This is a genomic window from Paracoccaceae bacterium Fryx2 (assembly GCA_032334235.1).
In the GTDB taxonomy this organism is placed as follows: domain Bacteria; phylum Pseudomonadota; class Alphaproteobacteria; order Rhodobacterales; family Rhodobacteraceae; genus JAVSGI01.
In genome coordinates, this window is the sequence record JAVSGI010000005.1 from 2,306,402 (window position 1) to 2,319,425 (window position 13,024).

The 13,024-nt window shown below is 69.5% G+C and carries 13 protein-coding genes and 1 pseudogene; 5 read left to right on the forward strand and 9 right to left on the reverse strand.

Features of this window, described 5'->3' with window-relative positions; all coding sequences use genetic code 11:
- Positions 1 to 23 precede the first annotated feature (23 nt).
- The 7 genes from RNZ50_20405 to RNZ50_20435 form a co-directional block, all read right to left on the reverse strand.
- Entirely contained in the window at positions 24 to 1,331 is a 1,308-nt protein-coding gene (locus RNZ50_20405) for a pitrilysin family protein (protein MDT8857356.1), read from the reverse strand.
- Complete coding sequence (locus RNZ50_20410; GenBank protein ID MDT8857357.1) at positions 1,328 to 2,668, reverse strand: pitrilysin family protein; 1,341 nt, start codon at positions 2,666 to 2,668, stop codon at positions 1,328 to 1,330. Before RNZ50_20410 ends, RNZ50_20405 begins: the two co-directional genes overlap by 4 nt.
- An 80-nt stretch (positions 2,669 to 2,748) precedes the next feature.
- Positions 2,749 to 3,273, reverse strand: a complete 525-nt coding sequence (locus RNZ50_20415; protein MDT8857358.1) for a DUF3035 domain-containing protein — start codon at positions 3,271 to 3,273, stop codon at positions 2,749 to 2,751.
- Positions 3,274 to 3,327: 54 nt separating this feature from the next.
- Positions 3,328 to 3,870 carry a signal peptidase II gene (locus RNZ50_20420; GenBank protein MDT8857359.1) on the reverse strand — a complete coding sequence of 181 codons (543 nt, stop codon included), beginning with the start codon at positions 3,868 to 3,870 and terminating at the stop codon, positions 3,328 to 3,330.
- A gap of 1 nt (position 3,871) precedes the next feature.
- Positions 3,872 to 5,461, reverse strand: a complete 1,590-nt coding sequence (gene purH, locus RNZ50_20425) for a bifunctional phosphoribosylaminoimidazolecarboxamide formyltransferase/IMP cyclohydrolase (protein MDT8857360.1) — start codon at positions 5,459 to 5,461, stop codon at positions 3,872 to 3,874.
- Between the two features lie 16 nt (positions 5,462 to 5,477).
- Positions 5,478 to 7,169 carry a heparinase II/III family protein gene (locus RNZ50_20430; GenBank protein MDT8857361.1) on the reverse strand — a complete coding sequence of 564 codons (1,692 nt, stop codon included), beginning with the start codon at positions 7,167 to 7,169 and terminating at the stop codon, positions 5,478 to 5,480.
- Between the two features lie 189 nt (positions 7,170 to 7,358).
- Positions 7,359 to 8,633 (reverse strand): transcription antitermination factor NusB, encoded by a 1,275-nt coding sequence (locus RNZ50_20435; GenBank protein ID MDT8857362.1) that lies wholly within the window; start codon positions 8,631 to 8,633, stop codon positions 7,359 to 7,361.
- Between the two features lie 71 nt (positions 8,634 to 8,704).
- Between RNZ50_20435 and RNZ50_20440 the strand changes: the two genes are divergently transcribed.
- Positions 8,705 to 8,872, forward strand: a complete 168-nt coding sequence (locus RNZ50_20440) for a DUF1674 domain-containing protein (protein ID MDT8857363.1) — start codon at positions 8,705 to 8,707, stop codon at positions 8,870 to 8,872.
- Positions 8,873 to 8,874: 2 nt separating this feature from the next.
- On the opposite strand, the gene RNZ50_20445 is transcribed toward RNZ50_20440, so the two are convergent.
- Positions 8,875 to 9,231 (reverse strand): dihydrodipicolinate reductase, encoded by a 357-nt coding sequence (locus tag RNZ50_20445; GenBank protein ID MDT8857364.1) that lies wholly within the window; start codon positions 9,229 to 9,231, stop codon positions 8,875 to 8,877.
- A gap of 84 nt (positions 9,232 to 9,315) precedes the next feature.
- Positions 9,316 to 10,124: pseudogene (gene dapB, locus RNZ50_20450) on the reverse strand (4-hydroxy-tetrahydrodipicolinate reductase).
- 97 nt (positions 10,125 to 10,221) lie between these two features.
- On the opposite strand from dapB, the gene rbfA reads away from it, so the two are divergent.
- The 4 genes from rbfA (at position 10,222) to RNZ50_20470 (ending at position 12,987) form a co-directional block, all read left to right on the forward strand.
- A complete protein-coding gene (gene rbfA / locus RNZ50_20455) occupies positions 10,222 to 10,635 on the forward strand; it encodes a 30S ribosome-binding factor RbfA (protein ID MDT8857365.1) in 414 nt (137 codons plus the stop codon).
- Positions 10,625 to 11,356, forward strand: a complete 732-nt coding sequence (locus RNZ50_20460; protein MDT8857366.1) for a phosphodiester glycosidase family protein — start codon at positions 10,625 to 10,627, stop codon at positions 11,354 to 11,356. The genes rbfA and RNZ50_20460 overlap by 11 nt, the downstream gene beginning before the upstream one ends.
- A gap of 63 nt (positions 11,357 to 11,419) precedes the next feature.
- Complete coding sequence (gene truB, locus RNZ50_20465) at positions 11,420 to 12,325, forward strand: tRNA pseudouridine(55) synthase TruB (GenBank protein MDT8857367.1); 906 nt, start codon at positions 11,420 to 11,422, stop codon at positions 12,323 to 12,325.
- Positions 12,326 to 12,480: 155 nt separating this feature from the next.
- Positions 12,481 to 12,987, forward strand: a complete 507-nt coding sequence (locus RNZ50_20470; protein MDT8857368.1) for a DUF1643 domain-containing protein — start codon at positions 12,481 to 12,483, stop codon at positions 12,985 to 12,987.
- Positions 12,988 to 13,024: the final 37 nt, after the last annotated feature.

Genomic DNA, 13,024 nt, shown 5'->3' on the forward strand with positions numbered 1-13,024 from the left:
TTCGGCCACAGGCTTGGGTGGCGTCAGTTGCCCGGCTCAAGCCCGGTCGGCTGGCCCACCACCACGAAATGCAGGCTCTCGGGCAAGAGCAGCCGCTTGGCCACCCGCGCCACATCGTCCAGCGTCACCGCCTCGATCTGCGCGTTGCGGGTGGTGGCATAGTCGATCGACAGACCTTGCATCTGCATCCCCACAAGGATGTTGGCAATCGGCCCGTTGCCATCGAAGCGCAGCGGGTAAGACCCGGTGAGATAGGTCTTGGTCGCGGCCAGTTCCGCCTCGGTCACGCCTTCGGTGGCAAGCTTCGCCCATTCGGCCTGCACGATGCCGATGGCCTCGGCGGCCTTGGCGTTGTCGGCCGAAAACTGACCCATCATCGTTTCGGCATGGTCCATTGGCGCAAGATAGGTCGATACGCCATAGGTCAGCCCGCGCTTCTCGCGCACCTCGGTCATCAGGCGGGCCGAGAAGCGGCCGCCGCCCAGGATCTCGTTCAGGATGAAGGCGGCGAAGAAGTCGGGATCGTCGCGCTCGATGCCCTGATGCCCGAACACCACGACCGATTGCGGCGTCGGGAAATCCTGCACCGTCACGCCGCCGCCCAGTTGCCACTCGGCCCGACCGGGCAGCGCAGCGCCGCTGGCGGGCAGATCGCCCAGCAGCCGGTCCAGCAGCAGCCCCAGATCTTCGGCCGTGATGTCGCCCACCGCCGCCACATAAAGCTGATCGCGCACCAGCGCACCCTTGTAGGCCGCGAGGATATCGTCGCGGGTCAGGGCTGCGACCGATTCCAGCGAGCCGTCGCCCGAACTGCCGTAGGGGTGCGCCCCAAAAGCCGCCGCATCGAACACCTGCCCCGCCAGCGCCTGCGGGTCTTTCGCATCGGACCGGATGCCCGACAGCACCTGCCCGCGCACCCGCTCCAGCGCATCGGGGTCGAAGCGCGGGGTCAGCAGGGCGGAGCGCAGCAATTCCACCGCCTTGTCGCGGTTTTCGGTCAGCATCCGGGTTGAAACCGAAAGCGCGTCGGTGCTGGCGCGAAAGCGGAAATCGGCGGCCAGATCGTCGCGCGCCTCGGCAAAGCCCTGCGCGTCCAGATCGTCGGCGCCTTCCTCCAGCAGCGCGGTCATCAGGTTCACCGCGCCGCGCTTGCCCGGCGCATCGAGCGATGTGCCGCCGCGAAAGCGGATCTCCAGCGCGGCAAAGGGAATCTCGTGCGCCTCGACCAGCCAGGCCGTGATGCCGCCGGGCGAGGTGACGGACTGGATTGGCACTTCCGCCCGCAGGGGCAGCGCCAGACAGATCAGCGCGAACGCCAGACGCAGCATCATTGCCCCACCTCTTCTTCCTTCGTCAGCCAGGCGGTCACGGCGTTGCGCCGCTGCAGCACGTCTTTCGCCGCCGCCATCACGTCCTCGGGCGTCACCGCCTGCAGCACGTCGGGCCAGGCCTGCACATCCTCCACCGTCAGCCCGGTGGTCAATGCCTCGCCATAGCGGCGGGCCAGCCGGTTCACGTCATCGCGGGCATAGATTTCCGAGGCGGTGAGTTGCGACTTGATGCGGGCGAAGGCCGCCGGGTCGACGCCGTCCTTCAGGAACTGCGCGATCACCGCATCCATCGCATCTTCGGCCTCTTGCAACGACACCCCCGGCACCGGCACGATGGCCAGCCCGAAGGTCGATTGGTCCAGCGCCGTGCCGTCATAGGACGCAGAGGTGAAAATGGCTTTCGCGTCACCGAACTGCAGCGCCCTGGCAAGCACCGAGGTCGTCCCCGACCCGCCGAGCAGTTCGGCAAGGAAGGTCAGCGCCGCCGCCTGATCCTGCGCGCCCGCCTTGCGCTGCGGCGCCAGATAGCTGCGGTAGACATAGGGCTGCGCCACCCGGGCATCGGCCATCTCCAGCCGCCGTTCCGCCAGTTGCGGCGGCTCGGTCGGGCGCTGGCGGGGGGCAAGGCCGGGGGTCGGCTCCAACGGGCCGTAATGCGTCTCGGCCATGGCGCGCACCGCGTCGGGAGTCACGTCGCCCGCCACCACCAGCACGGCGTTGTTGGGCGCATAGAAGGTCTGGTAGAAGGCCAGCGCATCGTCGCGCGACAGCTTCTCCATCTCGTGCCGCCAGCCGATAATCGGGGTGCCGTAGGGATGGTTCAGGAACTGCGCCGCCCGCACCTGCTCGCCCAGCAGGGCGCCGGGGTCGTTGTCGGTGCGCTGGCTGCGTTCTTCCAGGATCACGTCGCGCTCGGTCGCAACGTCGCTTTCCAGCAGTTCCAGATCGCGCATCCGTTCGGCCTCAAGCGACATCATCAGGTCGAGCCGGTCGGCAGCGACGCGCTGGAAATAGGCGGTGTAATCCCACGAGGTGAAGGCGTTGTCGCTGCCGCCCTGCGCCTCGACCGTGGCGGAAAGCTCGCCCGGCGCCAGATCGTCGGTGCCCTTGAACATCAGGTGTTCCAGAAAATGCGCGATGCCGGAATGGCCGGCCGGTTCATCGGCCGCGCCGACGCGATACCACACCATATGCACCACCACTGGTGCGCGGTGATCCTCGATCACCACGACCTCTAGCCCGTTGGACAGGGTGAAATCGGTCACCGTATCGGCAAACGCTGCCTGCGACAGCGCGAAGGCCGTCAGGGTGCATAGGCCAAGCCTGCGCAATGCCATGGAATTCCTCCGCCAGAGATCAGTCGAAACTAACCGCCCGTCCCGGCAGATCAAGCCCGGCCAACGGCCTTGTGATGGGCCTAGTTCGTCACCGGTGGCGGGGCCGAGGGGTTGCCCGCCCCCGCACGGCGCCAGCGTTCAAGCTCGGCGTGCTGGTCCAGCGACATCGGCGCATAGGCCTTGAAGTAGACGTTCACGTTGAACAGCCGCTCCAGCAGCCGCCCGTCATTCCTGCGCCGGTATTCCAGATCTTCCGCCGCCAGCACCGACCGGATATCCGCCGCACGGCCATAGCGCGAAGCTGCTGCCACGACCGCACCATCCGCGGCCGCCATGCCGCGCCCGGCCTGCGGCTTGCCGCCCAGCGCCACGATGGCATCGTCGAACGGCGTGGGGTCGGTGCGGCTGGCCCCGCCCGGCGTGGGTGTCGGCAGGTCGGTCATGTTTGCGGGCAATTCCAGCGCCTTTGGCGGCAGGATGCCGAACTCGTCCGGCCCCTGGGTCGCAGACCGCAGGTGCATCAGCTTGGGATCCCCCGAGGAACAGGCCCCCAGCGCGATCATCGCCAGTGACGCGACCGCCAAGGCCCCCCGTGATGCCCGCATTCTTTTGCCTCCTTCAGCCTTACATCCCGTCTTTAGCGCAAAGCCCGGGGCGCGTCACGGGGTCTTTCTGCGCGGCGCGCGCCCCCCTTTGCCAGGCGTCTTCCCGCTGTCGGCAAACAGCACCAGCCCGACGGCACCGACGAAGATCGCGATGTCGGCCACGTTGAAGGCATAGGGATTCTCGAAGCCGCAGCACGACATGTTGAGGAAATCGGCCACAGCGCCGAACGGCACTCCCTCGACCTTGCCCGCCAGAAAGCCGTAGACCACGCGGTCCACCACATTGCCCAGCGCGCCCCCGATCAGCAGCCCGGCCGAAACCTGCACCAGCCGCGACGCCTGCCCCTGCGCCACCCAGCGCCAGACCCAGACCGATATGCCAAGCGCCACGGCGATCAGCACCCAGCGCACCACCTCGGACCCCGACGCGAACAGCCCGAAGTTCACCCCCCGGTTCCACGCCATGCGGAAGGTAAGGTAGGGCGGCCACACGTCGATCTGGCCCCGCGTTGCAAGGCCAAGCCCCCAGACCACCGCCAACTTGCTGACCTGATCCAGCAGGAAGACCACCACCGCCGTGATCGCGACCCGCCGCATGTCAGTGCCGGAAATGGCGCTGGCCGGTGAAGACCATCGCCAGCCCCGCCGCATCGGCGGCCGCAATCACCTCGTCGTCGCGCATCGAGCCGCCGGGCTGGATGATCGCCGTGGCCCCGGCCTCGGCCGCCGCCAGCAGCCCGTCGGCAAAGGGGAAGAACGCATCCGACGCCACCACCGCGCCGTGGGTCAGGGGTTGGGGCAGGCCCAGCACCTCGGCCATGTCCTGGCTCTTGCGGGCGGCGATGCGGGTGCTGTCGACCCGGCTCATCTGCCCGGCGCCGACGCCGACGGTCGCGCCGTCCTTGACATAGACGATGGCATTCGACTTCACATGCTTGGCCACCGTCCAGGCAAACAGCAGGTCGGCCATTTCCGCCTCGGTTGGCGCGCGTTTCGTCACCACCTTCAGGTCGCTGGCCGCGACATGGCCGTTGTCGCGGTCCTGCACCAGAAAGCCGCCCGCCACCTGCCGGAAGGCCAGCCCGCCCGACTTGGGGTCGGGCAGCCCGGTGGTGGTCAGCAGCCGCAGGTTCTTCTTGCGGGCAAAGACCGCCATCGCCGCGGCATCCGCGCCGGGGGCGATCACCACTTCGGTGAAGATTTCCGCGATCAGTTCGGCGGTCGGCCCGTCCAGCGCCATGTTCAGCGCGACGATTCCGCCGAAGGCCGAGGTCCGGTCGCAGTCATGCGCCCGGGCATAGGCTTCGGCCAGCGTCGCCCCCCGCGCCACGCCGCAGGGGTTGGCGTGCTTGACGATGACACAGGCCGGCCCCTCGGCCGGATCGAACTCGGCCACAAGCTCGAAGGCGGCATCGGTGTCGTTGATGTTGTTGTAGGAAAGCTCCTTGCCCTGCCACTGCTTCGCTGTGGCAACCCCGGTGCGCCCCGAGCCATCCAGATAGAACGCCGCCCCCTGATGCGGGTTCTCGCCGTAGCGCAGGCTCTGCGCCAGGGTGCCCGCAAATGCCCGCCTGCGCGGCGCGGGTTCCTTCAGCGCATCGGCCATCCAGGTCGACACCGCCGCATCATAGGCGGCCGTGCGGCCATAGGCGGAAAGCGCCAGCTTCTGGCGGAAGGCCAGCGTCGTTGCCCCCTGCCGCGCCGCCATTTCGGCCAGCAGTGCGGGATAATCCGCCGGGTCGGTGACCACGTTGACGAAGCGGTGGTTCTTGGCCGCCGCCCGGATCATCGCCGGGCCGCCGATGTCGATGTTCTCGATGCAGTCGTCGTAAGAGCCGCCGCGCGCCACCGTCGCCTCGAACGGATAGAGGTTGACCACCAGCAGGTCGATCGGCTCGATGCCATGCGCGGCCATCGCCAGCAGATGTTCGTCGTCATCGCGCAGCGCCAGCAGGCCGCCATGCACCATCGGGTGCAGCGTCTTGACGCGGCCATCCATCATCTCGGGAAACCCGGTCACCTGCGACACGTCCTTCACCCGCAGGCCCGCCGTGCGCAGCGTGTGCGCGGTGCCGCCGGTGGAGATCAACTCGACCCCCGCCGCCGCCAGCGCACGCGCCAGATCCAGCAATCCCGATTTGTCAGAGACCGACAGAAGCGCGCGGCCGATGGGCACAAGGTTCGTCATGGGCAAATTCTCCAGATCAGGCGCGGAATGGGGCATCATCCCGGTCAAGGTCGCGAATGGCCAGCGGAGTATCCTGTGCTTTCGCCAAGGTCCAGCCGATCCGCGCCTCAAAGTCCTGCACGACGCCGCTCAGCACGATCTGCCGCGTCGCGCGCGGCTTCAGACGGCCCTTTTCCAGGTAAACCGAAGGGTCCAGCGTCAATATGCCCGCGCCGTCATGCCGGAACACCCAGATTTCGCCGCTTTTCAAGGCAAGCGACACCGCGGCCCCGCCCATGTCGAGCGCGGCATCGACATCGGGGTGCAGATGAAACCTTATGGCAAAGCGCACCCCGGCCAGTTTTGTTCGGGTCATCACCGCCTCGAAGCGGTGCCGCTCGGCCGGGCTTACGGCTGACAGCCGGTCCACCCCCACCAGCTTGCGCCCGTCGGCGGCCAGCATCAGGTCGCGGGCATGGGTCAGCCCGTGGGTCGGGGACCAGCCGTCGTGCGCCAGGTTCCACTGCGTGCCGCCCCCTCCGGCAGATGGTCGCGCCACGATCACCCGCGCCCGGTCCACCAGCACATCGCGCGACGCCCCCGCACCAAGGCGCGACGACGAGAACCCCTCGATTGCCAGCGTCGAATGCGACGGCGTCGCCCGCCCCGCCCGGTGCCACTCCGGCCCGAAGGGCGCACCCGACCCGCAGCACACGATCAGCGGCCGCCGCCCCGAGGTCAGCTCGAACGCCAGCGTCGAGGCATGGGCCAACGCACCGGCCCGCCCGCCCGGCGGCGCCTCGGCATCGACGATGACCGAGGTGCGCCCGCCCGACATCCGCGCGAACCCCATCGCCAGCCCCGAGGCCACCAGCGCCCTGACCCCGGCATGGGACAGCGCATGATCCAGCCGCCCCTCCAGCCCGCGCCCGCCGCCGTGAAACCGCGCCAGCCCGCCATCGGCATGGCGCAGTGCCCGCAGCGTTGGCGCGATGCGCTCGATCGCCGCCATATGTGCCTCGGGCACCCGCCGCCCGGCCTCGCCCAGCGCCTGCGCGGCCCAGGTCAGCAGGGTGAAAACCTCCAGCAACCCCTCGGGGTTGCGGGTCGGCAGGCCCCCGGCCACGTCGATCTCGGCAGCACATTCCCGCGCCAGCGCCGCCACGGCCGGGCCGATGCGCCCCTCCATCCCGGTCAGCGCCAGCCCGGCATGGATCAGCCCTGTCAGCGCCTCGAAGCGCGGCAGGCCGGGGGCCGCCCCTTTCCAGCGCCGCGACAGGAACACCGTCTGGCGCGACAGCGTGCCGTAGAAGGCCAGCGCCTCGTCCCGCTCGCGCCCGTTCAGCAGGAAGATCGCATGGTTGATCCAGCGGATCAGCCGCCGTCCGGTCAGATCGGGCGTCCAGCCCGGCCCGGTGCCACGCCCGAAGCGCGCGACCCAGTCGCGCGTCCACCCCTGCGCCCGCGTCCGCGCCGCGCCGTCGCCCACCGCAGCCAGATCATCGAGCCAGCCGAAGCCATGCGCCTCGGCCGCCCCCGCCGCGTCGGTCAGCGCCAGATCCCAGGGTGATGCACCCGGCGCCTCGATCAGCGTGCCCGCGAACATGAAATTCCCGGCGATCAACTGCTTGCCCCGGGAAAACAGGCCGATGCTGCGCGGCTCGGGCTGGCTGATGAACCCGGTCGCGGGCCGTGCAAAGGCAGACCGGCGCGCTTCCAGCCGGTTCATGAACCGCGTCCGCCGCGCCTCTAACCCCTCGCCATGGGTCACGCCCGTCCTGCCTCGCTTGCTGAGCCCCGCCTTCGCCCGGTTCGGGGTCGTTGGCCCGGACCATAACGGCGGCGCGGCATACTGTCACCGCAAAACGCCCCGCCGCCCCTTGCCATTCATCTTGGCTGAAGTATCCCCGCCGGAGGCTCAGCCTTCCCCGCCAACCCGCAGCCGGGCGATGAAGAACCCGTCCATCCCGCCGCGGTCCGCCCAGTAGTCCGGCCGCAGCCGCAACCCGCCCGCCGCCGTCACCCAGCCCGGCTCCACCCCGGCAAGCGCAGGCCGGTCCACCACCAGCCCCGGATGCCGCCGCAAGGCCGCATCAAGCTGCGCCTCGCCCTCGGCGGGCAGCAGCGAGCAGGTGCAGAACACCAGCCGCCCGCCGGGGCGCAGCCAGCCCAGCGCCCGGTCGATCAGCCGCGCCTGAAGCTCGACCAGCACCGCCAGATCGCTGCCGTCCTTGATGAACGGCAGATCGGGGTGCCGCCTTATCGTTCCGGTCGCCGAACAGGGCGCATCGAGCAGGATGGCGTCGAATGCCGCCTCCGGTTCCCAAACCAGCGCGTCGGCCACCACGATTTCGGCGGCCAGACCGGTCCGCGCCAGATTTTCCCGCAGCAGCGCCAGACGCGGGCCCGAGATGTCGAGCGCGGTGACAGATGCCCCCGCCGCCGCCAGTTGCAGCGCCTTGCCGCCCGGCGCGGCGCACAGGTCCAGCACCCGCTCGCCCGCCACCGGGGCCAAGAGCTTCACCGCCAGCGCCGCGGCGGCGTCCTGCACCCACCACGCGCCCTCGGCAAACCCCGGCAGGGCAGAGACCTGCCCCGCCCCCGCCATCCGCAGGCTACCGGTCGGCAACGGCACCGCCCCCGGAATCTCCACGCCATCGCCCCGCAGCGTCAGATCGACCGGCGGCACCTGCGCCTGCACGGCCTCCATCGCCACCACCGCCTCGCGCCCGTATGCATCGACCAGCGGCTTGCGCAGCCAGAACGGCATCCGCTGCGGGGGCAGGCCCGCGAACAGCCCGGCCCCGTCGCCCAGCTTGCGCAGCACCGCGTTCACCAGCCCGGCGAAATGCACCGTCCGCCGCCCGCGCCGCACCTGATCGACCGCCGCATTCACCACGCCATGCGGTGCCGCATGTTCGACCGCAAGTTCCACCACCGCCAGCCGCAGCACGTTGCGCACGGTTTCCGGCGGTTCCTTGCGCAGATGCGGTGCCAGCACCCGGTCGGCCTGTTCCAGATGCCGCAGCACCGCCAGCGCCAGCCGCTGCGCCCGCGCCCGGTCCGATGGCGTCAGCCCGGCCAGCGGCCCCTGCGGCTCGGCCAGCAGTTGCGACAGCATCGCGCCCTCGTCCAGCACCGCATCCAGCAGTGCCACCGCCGCCATCCGTGCCGCCAGCCCTTCGCCCGCCATTCCCCGCCCCACCTTGTTCCCGATCAGGCGCGGCGTATATCATGGGGCACCGCTGCACAAGGAAAGCCCCGATGCCCGAACCAGACCTGCCGCCCGCCGCCCTGCGCGCCCTGGCCGAAGCCGAGGAACGCCGCAAGACCGCCGCAGAGGCGCTTCCCAGGGAGCTTGGCGGCCGCAACGGGCCCGACCCGGTGCGCTATGGCGACTGGGAAAAGAAGGGCCTCGCCATCGACTTCTGACCCTAGCGCAGTTTCAGGTCGGCCGTATCGCCCCGACCTTCATCCGCGATGAAGCGCAGCGTGTCGCCCTTGCGCTGCACCACCTGACAATTCTGCGCCAGCAAGCGGCTGCCGAACGCCATCTCGCGGCAGAAATACCCGCCCGCCCAGTTCCATGCCCCGGTGACCGGCCGCCCGAACGCACGCCCCGATATTCCGCCCTCTGGCGTCACCGTCAGGCTGATCCCGAACTGCGTCAGCGCCTTGCCGGACACCAGCCGGACGAAATCAGCCCGTTCGCGCACGGGGGCAAAGCCGTCCGCCGCCACCGGCGCTGGCAGCAACAGGCACAGACACACCGCAACACCCGCCCTGATCATGGCACTCTCCACCGCTTTGACGAAACGATACGCAGCGCGGCGCGCGGCAGATGCCCCGGCGGGTAACACAACCCCGTGACTGCGCTAAAGCCCCAGCACATCCACCATGTCATATTCGCCGGGCCTGGCCCCCTGCCCCCACAGCGCCGCCCGCAACGCCCCGCGTGCGAATATCGCCCGGTCGGTGGCGATGTGGCGCAGCACGATGCGCTCGCCCTCGCCCGCGAAGATCACGTCATGCTCGCCCACGATGTCCCCCCCCGGATCGCCGAGAACCCGATCGCCCCGGCCCCGCGCGGCCCGGTGATGCCGTCGCGGCCCGATTCGCGCACCGCCGCCAGATCGACGCCGCGCCCCTCGGCCGCCGCCTGCCCCAGCATCAGCGCCGTGCCGGAAGGGGCATCGACCTTCCTGCGGTGATGCGCCTCGACCACCTCCACATCCCAATCGGCATCCAGCGCCTGCGCCACCTTTTTCGTCAACTGCACCAGCAGGTTGACGCCAAGGCTCATGTTCCCGGCCCGCACGATCACGGCGTGGTGCGCGGCCCATGAAATCCGTTCCAGGTGTGCAGGCTCCAGCCCGGTCGTGCCGATCACATGCACCGCCCGCGCCTGCGCCGCGAGGCCCGCAAAGGCCACCGTCGCCTCGGGGGCGGTGAAGTCGATCACGGCCTGCGCATGGGCAAAGGCCTCCAGCGGGTCGTCGGTGACCCGCACGCCGATCGCCGCCCCGCCCATCGCCTCGCCCGCATCGCGGCCGACCCAAGCGTTGCCCGGCCGCTCGACACAGCCCACCAGCCGCGCCTTGCCTGACGCCAGAACCGTGCGGATCAGCATCTGCCCCATGCGGCCGGAGGCCCCCGTGATCACGATACCCGGCAGATCGGTCATGGCATTCTCCCCCATTTCCCGCCCCGTTTAGCGTCATCCGCAAGCCTGCGCAAAGCCCGCCGTTGCAGGAACGCCCGAAACCCCCTAAATAGCCGCCATGGCAAAGAACCCCTCCCCCAGCACCGCCCTGCGCCAGTTGCGCGTCGGTGAAATGATCCGCCGCACGTTGTCCGATGTGCTGAACCGGGCCGAGATCCACGATCCCGACCTGAACCGCATGTCGATCACCGTGGGCGAGGTGCGGCTGTCGACAGACCTGAAGATCGCCACCGTGCATGTGATGCCGCTGGGCGGCGTCGATGTCGAGGGTGCCATCGCGGCGCTGGTGCGCAACAAATACGAGCTGCGCCGCCGTGTCGCCAAGGACATGACGCTGAAATACGCCCCCGACCTGCGCTTCCGCCCCGACGAGACCTTTTCGCGGCTGGATGAAACCCGCCGCCTGTTCGCGGATGAGACGGTGCAGCGCGACATCGCGGCCAAGCCGGAAGATGACGGGGATGCGGTTTAAGGCGCTGTTCGCGCTGGCCGTCGCCCTGCTGCCGCAACTGGCGCAGGCCGATGGCTGCCGCGACATGGTGCATGACGGGCAAGGCTACACTGTGTGCGAAACCACGGCGGTTGGCGACGTGGCGCTGTTCCACACCACCCCCGATGGCACGCCCTACGGCAGCTTCGCCCGGATCGACGCCGAACTCGCGACCCGCGGCAAACGGCTCGGCTTTGCGATGAATGCCGGCATGTATCACCCCGACCGCGCGCCGGTCGGCCTGCTGGTCGAGGGCGGCACCGCGCGCGGACGGCTGGTCACGGCGGCCGGCCCCGGCAACTTCGGCCTGCTGCCCAACGGCGTGTTCTGCGTCACCGACCGCTTTGCCGTGATCGAATCGCGCCGCTTCGCCGCCGACCCGCCCGCCTGCCGCGAGGCCAGCCAGTCCGGCCCGATGCTGGTGATCGACGGCGCGCTGCACCCGCGTTTTCTGGTCGATTCCGACTCGCGCTATGTCCGCAACGGCGTCGGCGTCAGTGCCGACGGGCGGCGCGCGGTGTTCGCCATCTCGCAGGGCGCGGTGACGTTCCACCAGTTCGGCCGCCTGTTCCGCGACGGGCTGGCCCTGCCGAACGCGCTCTACTTCGACGGCAGCATCTCGCGGCTTTACGCGCCAGAGCTTCGCCGCAACGACATCGGCTTTCCGATGGGGCCGATCGTCGGGCTGGTTGTGCCCAACTGACCGACGGTTGACGCGCCCCGCCGCAGCCGATAGCACGCGGCTTTCGCAGCAACGGGGGTCATCATGGGGCGCAAGCGCAAGGGCCGGGCGGTATCGGGCTGGCTGGTGGTCGACAAGCCCGCAGGCATCACCTCCACCGCCATCGTCAACAAGGTGCGCTGGGCGTTCGAGGCGCAGAAGGCAGGACACGCGGGCACGCTCGACCCCGCCGCCACCGGCGTGCTGGCCGTGGCGCTGGGCGAGGCGACCAAGACCGTTCCTTTCATCACCGACGCGCTGAAATGCTACCGCTTCACCGTGACCTTCGGCGCCGCGACCACCACCGATGACGCCGAGGGTCTGGTGATCGCCACCTCCGCCAGCCGCCCCACCGATGCCGAGATCGAGGCGGCACTGGCCGCCTTCCGCGGCGAGATCATGCAGACCCCGCCGCAGTTTTCCGCCGTCAAGATCGACGGCGAGCGCGCCTATGATCTGGCGCGCGACGGCGAGACCTTCGACATCGCCGCCCGCCCGCTGTGGGTCGAAAGCCTGACGCTGATCGCGCGCCCCGATGCCGACCATGCGGAACTGGAAATGGTCTGCGGCAAGGGCGGCTACGTCCGCGCCATCGCCCGCGATCTGGGGCAGGCGCTGGGCTGCCTTGGCCATGTGCAGCAGTTGCGCCGCACCTGGTCGGGCCCGTTCGATGCCGACAAGGGCATCAGCCTGGAAACCATCGAGGAACTGGCCCGGACCGAGGCGCTCGACGCCCACCTCCTGCCGCTGGAGCTTGGCCTGACCGACCTGCCCGAACTGCCCGCCACCCCCGAAGGCGCCGCCCGCCTGCGCAACGGCAACCCCGGCATGGTAATCGCCTCCACCGCCGAATATGGCGACGAGGCCTGGGCCAGCTATCAGGGCCGCGCCATCGCGGTCGGCATCTACAAGGCGGGCGAGTTGCACCCCAGCCGCGTGTTCAACGACTGAACCCGGCCCGACAACAGACCGGGGGCCAGCCCCCGGACCCCCGGGATATTTGGACCAAGGTGAAATGGGCAAGGAATGGCGCTCTTTTCCTTTCTTCTTTTTCCAAATATCCCCGCCGGAGGCTCCCACCTCTCAACCCGCGCCGCAGGGTCAGAATGATCACCCGTACCCATATCAAGGGCGACGCCCCCTCCACCGCGGTCTATTCCGACTGCGAACGCTATCGCTACCTGCTGACCCGGACGTGGGAGCCGCAAGGACGCAGGGCGCTGTTCGTGATGCTCAACCCCTCGACCGCGACCGAATTCCAGAACGACCCGACGGTGGAACGCTGCGAACGACGGGCGCGGGCGCTGGGGTTCGGGGCCTTCCGCGTGACCAACATCTTCGCCTGGCGCGACACCGATCCAAAGAAGATGCGCGCCGCCGCAGACCCGGTCGGGCCGGGCAATGACGCGGCAATCGTCGGCAGCGCGGGCTGGGCCGACTTGATCCTCTGCGCCTGGGGTGCCCATGGCGCGCATCTGGGGCGGGGGCAGGCGGTGGCGGGCCTGCTGCGCGCCACGGGGCGGCCGCTGCACCACCTCGGGCTGAACCAGGACGGGCAGCCGCGCCATCCGCTGTATATCGGCTATGACCGCCAGCCCGAACCCTGGGCATGACGGGCTTGCATCCTGCGCCATCCTGCCGCAGCCTGTT

Bases quoted from the DNA above. Each gene is read 5' to 3' on its own strand.
- RNZ50_20405 (MDT8857356.1), bottom strand. From the start codon at position 1,331: ATGATGCTGCGTCTGGCGTTCGCGCTGATCTGTCTGGCGCTGCCCCTG.
- RNZ50_20410 (MDT8857357.1), bottom strand. From the start codon at position 2,668: ATGGCATTGCGCAGGCTTGGCCTATGCACCCTGACGGCCTTCGCGCTG.
- RNZ50_20415 (MDT8857358.1), bottom strand. From the start codon at position 3,273: ATGCGGGCATCACGGGGGGCCTTGGCGGTCGCGTCACTGGCGATGATC.
- RNZ50_20420 (MDT8857359.1), bottom strand. From the start codon at position 3,870: ATGCGGCGGGTCGCGATCACGGCGGTGGTGGTCTTCCTGCTGGATCAG.
- purH (MDT8857360.1), bottom strand. From the start codon at position 5,461: ATGACGAACCTTGTGCCCATCGGCCGCGCGCTTCTGTCGGTCTCTGAC.
- RNZ50_20430 (MDT8857361.1), bottom strand. From the start codon at position 7,169: ATGAACCGGCTGGAAGCGCGCCGGTCTGCCTTTGCACGGCCCGCGACC.
- RNZ50_20435 (MDT8857362.1), bottom strand. From the start codon at position 8,633: ATGGCGGGCGAAGGGCTGGCGGCACGGATGGCGGCGGTGGCACTGCTG.
- RNZ50_20440 (MDT8857363.1), top strand. From the start codon at position 8,705: ATGCCCGAACCAGACCTGCCGCCCGCCGCCCTGCGCGCCCTGGCCGAA.
- RNZ50_20445 (MDT8857364.1), bottom strand. From the start codon at position 9,231: ATGATCAGGGCGGGTGTTGCGGTGTGTCTGTGCCTGTTGCTGCCAGCG.
- rbfA (MDT8857365.1), top strand. From the start codon at position 10,222: ATGGCAAAGAACCCCTCCCCCAGCACCGCCCTGCGCCAGTTGCGCGTC.
- RNZ50_20460 (MDT8857366.1), top strand. From the start codon at position 10,625: ATGCGGTTTAAGGCGCTGTTCGCGCTGGCCGTCGCCCTGCTGCCGCAA.
- truB (MDT8857367.1), top strand. From the start codon at position 11,420: ATGGGGCGCAAGCGCAAGGGCCGGGCGGTATCGGGCTGGCTGGTGGTC.
- RNZ50_20470 (MDT8857368.1), top strand. From the start codon at position 12,481: ATGATCACCCGTACCCATATCAAGGGCGACGCCCCCTCCACCGCGGTC.